Raw genomic sequence first — 9589 nt, 5'->3', positions numbered from 1 at the left:
GGGGGCCGGGGGGGCGCCCGGGTGGGGGGGGGGGGGGGTCCGCGGCGGGGCGGGGGGGGGCGCCTTGGGGGGGGGTTTTTAATACCCAAAAAATTTGCCCCCGCCCCGGGGGGGGGGGGGCACCTTCCTAATGAGCATGCTCGCCTGCTCTGACCACACCATCAAGAGGTGAGATGCGCGGTCTTGGCTTGATTGTCGTACGACATCTTCAACTTAGCGAGACCAGCGATATGGGGTAAGGATGCATACATATTATCGCCAAGCTGACGGACGTTCAGCGTCCGAGTCCCTCCTGGTCCTTTGAGACGAACCTTCGAGCCGTTGGCGGGGTTCGCAACAATACGAAGAGCGGTGGACGCCTTCGCGACGTTGGCAACAAGATTCCCTGTCAGGTTCATAGCGCCAATATCGACAGGGACACCATCGAGATGGGCTACGACGTCCTGTGCAATTGAACGAGGATGATCGATAAATGTCTTCACTTCGAAATGCATGGGATCATTGAACGATTTCCCCCACTTGAACTGCAAGGCCTCAAATACCGGTGCGACCGGCGCAACCGACGCACCCAAGGAGCCATCATCCGCATTCAGATCAATGGCAATCCCAAAAGCATGATTGGACGGTTCCTTGCTCAATGCCCCGTTGACGGGCTTCTTGAGCCGCGAGTTAAGTGAACCAGCACATGTCTTGATATGATGGAGAAGTCCCAACCGGTCGATATCGGCAAAGACCATCAACAGTTGTTCATGTGCCCGCTTGTGAAAACTTGGTCTGCCGCCGTGCGAACCTGGGATATTGACAAGCTGTGGAATATTGACAGGTTGGATATCGTTCGTGTCAAAGCCACTCAGGAAGACAATCTGGCCACCGCGCACCCATGTAGAATCTACGGTTCTAAAGCGGACGGGTCCGAATAATGGATGAATGAATGTTGCTTCAGGCATTTCCAGCTCCCTAAGATCTCACCTTACAAAAATCACGCCGGCATTGACCCGTTACGCTGGTTATCGATTCCAAATCTGATTTGTTCGTCCTTGAGCGGGCTCTTCCTGCCAATTTCATGCGTGTACATTGCTTTTCCGAGAGAGAGCAGTTCGTCGGTACTCTGAATGTGAAATGTCGAGGCTGCGGTCAACGTGCCGCCCGAGGCTTTAGACCAGCCGGCAGTGTAAGCGCGAACGTCTGCGTCACTCGCACCTCCGCCGGCATATTTCCTGGCCAAGGTTTCCAGAGAGAAGGCGCCGGCGGCGCCGAACCCGTATCGATCTGCTAGCAGGATATACCAGGCGGCGACCCCATGCTCCGGCGTGCGATAAATCGTCGTCCGATTGTGATTCGGACTATTGTCCGGCGGCGTAATTCCGACATAACCGCGTACATTCTTTTGCCAGGCGCTATAGTTCAGGGCACCTGCATTGTTGGTTCGTATTGAGCGCCTGACACTCAAGTCATCCGGATCGTGGCTGAAAAACCCTCCCGGCACGAGAGAGTCAAAAAACACGTGATACTTGTCGTTATAGATGCCCGACGGGGCCGATTCTGAGCGCCAATCTAGCTCAAGCGCCTTCGAAGTCTGTTTCCCCACCATACCGTCGACGACGAGATCTTCCTGCTTCTGAAACGTTGCAACGGCCCGCGCGAGTTTCGGCGTGAACCGACCCGTGCCGCTCCCGATCTTGACGCCCTTGTCTTGAAGTGCATTTTCGATGCTCTCAACACGAGGATCCGGTAACGGCGACGCCGTCGGACGAAAGAACCAGTTCTTCGGCTTGCTCGCTACCTCCGTTAAGGACGCCCACTCGTCGGGTTTTGGAATTCTCACACCGAATTCCCAACCCCGTGCAACCGGGTCGGCCGGGCCGTTAATGACGCCGTGCGCCGTATCATAGGCCTCGACAGTCTTCTTTCCGTCTCCCGCGCTAAATGCGATGTGGCCGTGGGGCTTGCCGACGGGAGTTCTCAGCAGGACAGCTCCGGCCGTTCTAAGAGCATCGCCGACCGAAATGATCAGCCCGTACTTCTTCGCATCGTCGGCCCAATAGCCGGTGTATGCGTCGGCCCGCGCTGGATCTCGCGGAACGCAACCCAGCAGGAGCTTTTCGTTACTAACCTGGAAAATCACCCAAGAAACAAATTCGGCACAATCCCAAGGACCTTTGAATTGGGGCTGCAAGAACTTCGCCCTTGCGCCGAGTACGTATTTTTCGCCGACGTGTGTCCTTGCCAAGGCGATAAGATCGTCACCAAACGCCATCAGATCTCTCCCTATTTGAATTCATTCAAAAGTATCCGGAGTGTCGCTCTAAAATGGTCGGTTCGTTTTCAGCAGCAGGCTTGCGGTTGGCCCTGCTGAAACACAACACTCGCATCAGCGGATTTTTCCGCGAACACACCGATCGACGCGTCAATACTTGTAGTTCAACCTGACGACATATTGATTCAGCCACGTCATCGTGTCTTTGTTTGTTCCGCGCTCGTAGCCTATCGAGACTGAAGCATCGCCATTTTCGGTGATGTTATATGCAAGCTCCGTGGCGTACCGAGAGATGGAGGCTGATGAATACGCATCCCAATACCCCTGATAGGTCACCACCAGGTTCAACCTGTTGCGCAGAAACTCAGGGACAACCATGCTGGTCGGGAAGAAGAATCCGTACAACTGTACGGTCCCGCCTAGCCAGGCGTAATTGCCGACTTGCAAGTCTGTGAAGCCGATCTTGTCCACCCGACGCGCATCGGCCTCGGCCTGAACTCGCCAATACCAATCGAAATTCGGAGAGAACAGTGTCGGCGATCCACCGAGTCTGGCCTCATACTTCCAAGGCTCCCACGTCGCGGTGACGCCATCCGAGCGGGCCACACCTCGAAAGTCCGTTTGATAATACGGTGAGACCTTGAAAGCCTGCAGGTTAAAAAAGCCGCTGAAGACCGTCCATTGCGCGTCGAAGCCACCGCTCAACGCACTCCTTTCTGATTTTTTGACCGGATCGTTGATCGTCCCTTGTGCAGACACCCACGGCGCGATGGCGAACGCCGACAAGTAGGCCTGGTCCGTGGCGTATCCATCCGGTCGGGGTAGGCACGGCTGCCGCCAACCCGCCGGAAGAACCGCGACCATTCCGTTGATCTTAGCCGTCTTTACATGCTCGGCCTCATCACCTGTATAGGTAATCGACGCGCCAAGCGCTTTCGAGCGGGGCGTAATCCCGTACAGGAAACTATCCATCCGGTCGCGGCGGACAAAGATCTCCTGGGGCTGCTTGCATTCGTCCGGATCGGGTTTTGGAGTCTGAGCAAGGTCCTCCAGCGGCAAACCACCACGCTTGGCATCGCTGACCTCTTTGCCGACGGCAAACAGCTTCTCGGGATCAGTCTCCGGCTTCGTTGCGGGAGGCCCATTCCCGCCATAGCGCTTCTTTATGTCCGCCTGGAGTACCTGATACTCTACGCGGTCGAGCTTGCCGTCCGTGTTCTTATCGTACTTGGCTAGGACGGGATCGTCGCGGTGAGCGCGATAGATATCGTATTCAGCCTCGTTGAGGGCACCATCCTTGTTCTTGTCGTAACGCTGAAGCTCTTCGAGCGTCAGAGCGCCCGCGCTGCAAGGCATTCCCATCAAGACGAATGCAAGACCAATCTTCAGGCGCATGGTGACCTCCTCAATCAGCCGTCACGGTCCAGCCATTCCCTTGGAAATTTTTGACGATGGCACCTCCCAGCTTACCCATCGTATCGACATTCACGACATCAGACTGCTGGAGGTCCAGGCCATAACGCTTGAACTGGGACGTTCCATTCAAGAAGGCGGCGTATGCGATGACATTCGGAATGTTGTAGTCGCTTGGAGAGTCGCCGAGATCTTTTATGGGCCGCCCAAGAACCTCAACCCAGAGATCATGGATCTTGGATGCTGAAATCGTTTTCGCGATCGCATGCGCGTCACTGAATAGAACATGCGGTTTCCGACCGACCGATCGCTTGCCGCCCTTTTTCGCCTTCGCTGGTTTCGCCATGGCCCGCCCCCGTTTTGTTAAGTCAGATGCTGCGCCTCACTGCTTGGGGGGCGCATTTTTTTGACCGGTCTCGGTCGTAGTCGACATGCCGCCGCCCTGTGGCGTCCCGCCACTCGGATTTTGAATGCCATCGGCGGCAATCGCGAGGAAAAGAACCGACGCGCCTAACGCGGCCAGACCCGGGCCTGCCTTTGTCAGGCTGTCGACCAGCTTTGCTGGCGTTCTCAAACAGCTTCGCTGGATCAAAATCGAGAAGGGTCTTTTCGCCGGCCTTTGGTGCGGGAGGGCTCGCAAGGTTCTTGGCAGCACCGGCTGCCGTGCCCTGAGCATCCTTTGCAACGGCGGCGGCGGCAGCCGTGAGCTGCCTGTAGGACAGGACCAGAAATGCGGCAAAGGATATCCACGGAAGCGCCAACGCGCTCCAAACGAACGCCGCCTCGTTCATAGAATGCCCCAACGCAAAAAGAACGTCTTGAAACGTGGCGATTAAACGATAGATTTTCATATGATGCAACTGATACGCGACTCCCGCATAGATCGTATAGAGCCGTGACGGTTCTTTCTGCGAGGTAGCTCATTCGTCGTCACTGCGGTGCGGGGGTCCGCCGGGGGCGGCCGCCCCCGGCTCTTTCTATGGCAATCCCACAGGCAATTCTGGATCACCGCAACCAATGTGGACATGTCGCTATCACTGGTTGCATTCCCGGGCGCGGCTGATACGCTCAACCCATTGATTTAGTTATTTGACGCTGGGGGGAATTCGCATGGCCGTGCAGCCGCTGGACGATTACGCGCGATTTCCGCGCATGGCCCACTGGTTTAGCCCAAACCTTCTGCTCGCACTCCTCAACAACGTGATCCTGTCATCGACCTTCGGCCGTTACGCCGATCGCCGCCTGACGATTGCCGCTCTCGATACCGTCAGCGTCGACGAGCACATGAAACGCGCGACAGCGCTCAAGGCGAAGCTCGCAGCGGACCACGGTGGTGTGGTCTGGTTCCATTTCGTCGCTGACCTTGGCGACGGCTTCGACAGCACCTACGCGATGGCTACCCTGCTGGGACGGAAGGAGCTCGTTGTCGACGGCCAGACGCTTCCGCGTGGCCAGCTCCTCGTGATGGGTGGTGACGAGGTCTATCCAAAAGCAAGCCGGCAGGCCTACACCAATCAACTGCACCAGCCCTATGCCTGGGCTTCTCCTGATCATGACCATCATACCGGTGAGGGATTTCCGGTATTCGCCATCCCGGGGAATCACGACTGGTATGACGGCCTGGACCTGTTCCTCGCCTTCTTCTGCCGGGAAAAGCATTGGCATCTTGGCAGTTGGCGGAGCCAGCAGCGGCGCAGCTACTTCGCGATCCAGTTGACCGATACCTGGTGGCTTTGGGCCACCGATATCCAACTCGCCGACGACATGGACCAGCCTCAGGCCGACTACTTCGGCCGCATCGCGGCCAACATGCCGGACAACTCCAAGATCGTCATGTGCAGCGCCGAGCCAGGATGGCTCTACACCGACACCAACAGCAAATCCTGGGAGATCACAGACTTTGCAGTCGGCCTCGCTGTCGAGGCCAGGAAGCCGGACGGCACGTCCAAGGGACACACCGTTCCCATTCTTCTTTCCGGCGACACCCACCACTACAGCCGGTACGCGTCGGCCGATACGCAGTTCATCACCTCGGGCGGCGGCGGGGCGTTCCTGCATCCGACGCACCACCTCGAGCAAAGCGTATCGCTCAAGTGGCTGACGACGAGGAAGAACCTCCAGCTTGGTCAGATACCCTCGGCACAACCAGGCAAACAGACAGCCCCGGCCTGCTATCCCTCCATGGACATCTGCCGTTCGCTCGTCTGGCGAAACCTGTTCTTCGCCTTTACGAACTGGGATTTCTCGCTCCTGATGGGAGCCATCTACTCGCTTTGCGGGATTGCCATCTCGCTTCGCGATGAATGGGACGTCTACATCATCATCACAGGCATCTTCGCCTGGGCAATCATGGGCTACACCATGAACCAGGAGAAGTCGCGCGGTTGGGGAGTTCTCATTAGCAGCGCGGTTCATGCCCTAGCGCAGGCGGCTACGGTCATCGCGGCAGGTCACCTGTTCAAGCTCTGTAACGACGCAAACCCACTCTTTCCGGGCCGATGGTTTGATGTATGGCCGCAGCTCATCCGCCTGCTCGTGGAGATGGGCATCGTCGGCTTTTTCGTCGGCAGTACCCTGTTTGGCCTCAATCTCCTCATCACCTGCCGGTGGATGCGCATGAACCGTAACGATGCCTTCAGCGCGTTGCGCCTCGGTCGATACAACAATTTCCTGAGGCTGCGCATCGACGGTGACCATGTCGACATCTTCGCGGTCGGACTGGACGACGTTCCTCATCGCGATGACTGGATTGACAATCCTAACTGTCCGCCCGCCCGTAACAATCCGGATGAGCCGGTATTCATCGCCGAGAACGGGCTGAAGCCGCATCTGATCGAAACCCTACGAGTCTAATCGAGAGCAGGAGCGGCAACATGCGATCGTGTTCAGTCCTGATCCCAGGCACCGTCCTTATCCTCACGATTCTGTTCAGTCTCGGCGCGCATGCTCAGAGCCCGTCGGTGCAGAATGGCCAGGCACCTGCTGAAGCGCCGGCTAAGCCGGCCGCTCCCGCCGAAGCCATCCCCGGAAAGCCCGCTCCGCCCGCAAAGAAGAAACACGACCCCCGCGACCTCTGCATCACGTCGGAGGATGCCGGTTCTGAATTGCTCAACAAGCGGCGGCAGGTCGGCGGCAGGATTATCCTGGATACGTTCCTGCTCCCGACCGGAGGAAACGTCGACGTCGGCCTGGACGAACCCTTCTCGGAGTCCGAGTTCTACTTCGGCGCCCTCGACATCGGCACATCGACGCCGATCATCATGGACCGACCCGACGTCAAGGCGCGTCAAGCGGCTGACACTGATCCGATTATCAAGAAGGGCTTGATGAAGAAGGACCGCACCATCGTCAATTTACGCATCCCCGATGTGCTTGAGGCGCCCTGGAGACAAGCGCAGCTGTATGTCTTCACCTGCCATGATGGGTCGCCCTTCAAAGTTTCCGAGACGGCGGTACGGGTGAGCCCAAGTCTGTATAGCTCGGGGCTCGCCTGGCTCATCGTGTTTCTGGGCTACCTGATTGCCGCGTTCGCCTTCAGGTCAAGCCGTCCCACGCACTTGTTCGCCTATCTCGACCCGATCGCGATGAGCGCAGGAACTGATGGCAAGGCAAGCCTCGGCAAGCTCCAGATCATGATGTTCTCCCTCATCGTTTTCGGACTGATCACCTATTTCCTTCTTCGCACCGGCGTGCTCACTGATATTTCGAGCACCGTCCTGCTGCTTCTCGGCATCGCCGGCATCGGCTCAACGGTGGCCAAGGGTGCCGACAACTCCCGCACCACGATCACGCCCGAAAACAAGGCTTGGCTCTTGCGGAAACAATGGCTGCCCTCAACGCTCAATCCGAACGACATCGACGCCCACTGGCGGGACCTGTTCACGACCGATGGTGAATTCGACGTCTATCGCTACCAGAGTTTCATCTTCAGCATCGTCGTTGGGGGAGCGCTTATCATCGGCGGCGTTACCCAGCTTTCTTCCTTCGAGATTCCGCAGACCCTGCTTGGCATCCTCGGGCTCAGCCAGGTCGTCTACATCGGCGGCAAGCTGGTGACGCCGACCTCCATGGCCGACCTCAACAAATCGATCGATGATCTGCGCCAGGCTGAGAAGAAATTCCGGGCCTCGGCGATCGCCGCGAACAGTGGCGTCCTCCCGGCAAACCTCACGGCCGCCGTCGGACCCGCCAGCCAAGCGGCTTACGACGACTACATGTCGCTGGCGACGGACGTCGCGACCTTGTTCAGCATGCAGACCGGGATTGGCGTTACGCCGGCGAAGCTCCAGCCCTCTCTGTGAAGGATGAAGGACCGAACACGCCGGTTACGCTGCGGAGTAGCCGGCCTTTACGCGGACAGGCTTTAGTCAGTGGGAAGCTCGCCGCATAAACCCGCCAGCCTTCAAAACCCGCCTGGTTCGCTTGGGCGCCCGGCGGGGCTTCTTCCCTCACCTTCTACCAGAAAACGCATTCTGGCGCGGTTCTCTTGCGTCTCAATCTATCTCCCATGGCGCGTCTATCCCCAACGCACGGCCAGAAGGACGGGGAAACTGGACCCGAAGCGCACCAGCGCAAGGCATCCAACCGTATCCCGCAAGCGGGTCCCTCGGCCGGACCCTCCATTGCGCCGCCGCTCATCCTTCGCGTCCTCAAAATTTCCCGTCCGGCCGCGATTGGCGCAGCCGGCAAAACCAAACGGGAGATAGTCAAATGAAACGCACTGAAAAGAAACCGCGCCCACACGGAGTTTATGTGGTCGAGGGCGAAGGCGACAAAGCCTTCTGGACCCGGATCGGCGCAGCGTGGTCGCACGATGACGGCAAGGGCTTCAACATCAGCCTGAGCTGCCTGCCGCTGGATGGCCGCCTGGTCGTTCGCGAACCGAAGGCCGCCGATGCCGGTGAGGAGGCGGGGCAATGAGCCCCGCCGCTCAGCGGCGCTACCGCGTAAGCTTCGTAGACTGGGAGCCTCACGTCACCATTGTGCTTGCCGCAGACGAGGAAGACGCGATAGCCAAAGCCAATGCGCTGTACACCGTCAACGGACTGGCTGATTTCACCAGCATGCCCGGTGAGAACATCGACTGGGAAGCCGAGCTGCTTGGCGAGGAGGTGCAATCATGAGCACTCTTCTCACCCAAGACATCCGCAACACCGTACTTGCTGGTGACTGCGTCAAGATCATGCAGCGCATCGGTAGCGCGTGCGTCGATTTCATTCTCACAGACCCGCCCTATCTATGCCGCTATCGCTCACGTACCGGCCAGACCATCGCGAATGACAATCGCGATGATTGGCTGGAGCCGGCCTTTGCCGAAATGTACCGGCTCTTAAAGCCTGACTCTTTCTGCGTCAGCTTCTACGGCTGGAATGCGGCCGACAAGTTCATCGGCGCCTGGCGCAAGGCGGGATTCCGCCTGGTGGGGCACCTCGTGTTCAAGAAGCGGTATGCCTCCGGCATTGGCTTCCTTGAGAGCCGACACGAGCAGGCGTATCTGCTCGCCAAGGGCCGCCCGGAGCTAACCGGCGCACCTGTGCCTGACGTCATGGACTGGGAGTATACTGGCAATCGCCTGCATCCCACTCAGAACCCAATCAATATCTTGCGTCCGCTTATTGAAGCGTTTTGTCCGCAGGATGGACTGGTGCTCGACCCGTTCTGCGGGTCTGGCTCGACACTCGTGGCTACACGGCTCGCCGGACGTTCGTCGGTTGGCATTGAGCTTGAGGACAAGCACTGCCACACGGCTGGCCTACGGCTCAACTCGACTTCAGCAACGGTGCACTGAACGCGCCCGCTCAAGAGCGGGGTGGGGGGGGGGGGGGGGCCCCGCCGGGGTTTTTGTGAAAAAAATAATAGAACTTGTTGTGGGTGGGGGGTAGTTTGGACGAAGTGGGCGAGGAGGCGCGGGGGGGCCAG

At 58.4% G+C, this 9589-nt stretch carries 10 protein-coding genes; 5 read left to right on the top strand and 5 right to left on the bottom strand.

Translation table 11 applies throughout. The annotated features are described in order from the left end of the window. Positions 1–161: 161 nt before the first annotated feature. The 5 genes from AC0L2J_RS16945 to AC0L2J_RS16925 all read right to left on the bottom strand — a co-directional run bounded on the left by AC0L2J_RS16945 (position 162) and on the right by AC0L2J_RS16925 (position 4521). Entirely contained in the window at positions 162–947 is a 786-nt protein-coding gene (locus AC0L2J_RS16945) for a M15 family metallopeptidase (RefSeq protein WP_473392252.1), read from the bottom strand. A gap of 32 nt (positions 948–979) precedes the next feature. Next, positions 980–2257, bottom strand: coding sequence for a peptidoglycan-binding domain-containing protein (locus tag AC0L2J_RS16940; protein WP_473392248.1), 1278 nt, complete (start codon positions 2255–2257; stop codon positions 980–982). 150 nt (positions 2258–2407) lie between these two features. Beyond that, positions 2408–3652 carry a hypothetical protein gene (locus AC0L2J_RS16935; protein WP_473392244.1) on the bottom strand — a complete coding sequence of 415 codons (1245 nt, stop codon included), beginning with the start codon at positions 3650–3652 and terminating at the stop codon, positions 2408–2410. 10 nt (positions 3653–3662) lie between these two features. Next, positions 3663–4016 (bottom strand): hypothetical protein, encoded by a 354-nt coding sequence (locus tag AC0L2J_RS16930; protein WP_473392240.1) that lies wholly within the window; start codon positions 4014–4016, stop codon positions 3663–3665. Positions 4017–4038: 22 nt separating this feature from the next. Then, on the bottom strand, positions 4039–4521 hold the full coding sequence (locus AC0L2J_RS16925; protein WP_473392236.1) for a hypothetical protein: 483 nt from the start codon (positions 4519–4521) through the stop codon (positions 4039–4041). Positions 4522–4780: 259 nt separating this feature from the next. On the opposite strand from AC0L2J_RS16925, the gene AC0L2J_RS16920 reads away from it, so the two are divergent. The 5 genes from AC0L2J_RS16920 (at position 4781) to AC0L2J_RS16900 (ending at position 9458) form a co-directional block, all read left to right on the top strand. Then, positions 4781–6523, top strand: a complete 1743-nt coding sequence (locus AC0L2J_RS16920) for a metallophosphoesterase (RefSeq protein WP_473392233.1) — start codon at positions 4781–4783, stop codon at positions 6521–6523. Positions 6524–6543: 20 nt separating this feature from the next. Continuing rightward, a complete protein-coding gene (locus tag AC0L2J_RS16915; RefSeq protein WP_473392229.1) occupies positions 6544–7971 on the top strand; it encodes a hypothetical protein in 1428 nt (475 codons plus the stop codon). A gap of 409 nt (positions 7972–8380) precedes the next feature. Beyond that, positions 8381–8590, top strand: a complete 210-nt coding sequence (locus tag AC0L2J_RS16910) for a hypothetical protein (protein ID WP_473392225.1) — start codon at positions 8381–8383, stop codon at positions 8588–8590. Then, positions 8587–8793, top strand: coding sequence for a hypothetical protein (locus AC0L2J_RS16905; protein WP_473392221.1), 207 nt, complete (start codon positions 8587–8589; stop codon positions 8791–8793). The genes AC0L2J_RS16910 and AC0L2J_RS16905 overlap by 4 nt, the downstream gene beginning before the upstream one ends. Then, on the top strand, positions 8790–9458 hold the full coding sequence (locus tag AC0L2J_RS16900) for a DNA methyltransferase (protein ID WP_473392218.1): 669 nt from the start codon (positions 8790–8792) through the stop codon (positions 9456–9458). Before AC0L2J_RS16905 ends, AC0L2J_RS16900 begins: the two co-directional genes overlap by 4 nt. The last annotated feature ends 131 nt before the right edge of the window (positions 9459–9589 follow it).

It is taken from the genome of Bradyrhizobium sp. MV1.5, assembly GCF_055807615.1.
This window is presented reverse-complemented; position numbering and strand designations above follow the sequence as displayed.

Excerpts from the sequence above, each read along its gene's own strand:
- AC0L2J_RS16945 (WP_473392252.1), bottom strand. The coding sequence starts at position 947 with ATGCCTGAAGCAACATTCATTCATCCATTATTCGGACCCGTCCGCTTT.
- AC0L2J_RS16940 (WP_473392248.1), bottom strand. The coding sequence starts at position 2,257 with ATGGCGTTTGGTGACGATCTTATCGCCTTGGCAAGGACACACGTCGGC.
- AC0L2J_RS16935 (WP_473392244.1), bottom strand. The coding sequence starts at position 3,652 with ATGCGCCTGAAGATTGGTCTTGCATTCGTCTTGATGGGAATGCCTTGC.
- AC0L2J_RS16930 (WP_473392240.1), bottom strand. The coding sequence starts at position 4,016 with ATGGCGAAACCAGCGAAGGCGAAAAAGGGCGGCAAGCGATCGGTCGGT.
- AC0L2J_RS16925 (WP_473392236.1), bottom strand. The coding sequence starts at position 4,521 with ATGAAAATCTATCGTTTAATCGCCACGTTTCAAGACGTTCTTTTTGCG.
- AC0L2J_RS16920 (WP_473392233.1), top strand. The coding sequence starts at position 4,781 with ATGGCCGTGCAGCCGCTGGACGATTACGCGCGATTTCCGCGCATGGCC.
- AC0L2J_RS16915 (WP_473392229.1), top strand. The coding sequence starts at position 6,544 with ATGCGATCGTGTTCAGTCCTGATCCCAGGCACCGTCCTTATCCTCACG.
- AC0L2J_RS16910 (WP_473392225.1), top strand. The coding sequence starts at position 8,381 with ATGAAACGCACTGAAAAGAAACCGCGCCCACACGGAGTTTATGTGGTC.
- AC0L2J_RS16905 (WP_473392221.1), top strand. The coding sequence starts at position 8,587 with ATGAGCCCCGCCGCTCAGCGGCGCTACCGCGTAAGCTTCGTAGACTGG.
- AC0L2J_RS16900 (WP_473392218.1), top strand. The coding sequence starts at position 8,790 with ATGAGCACTCTTCTCACCCAAGACATCCGCAACACCGTACTTGCTGGT.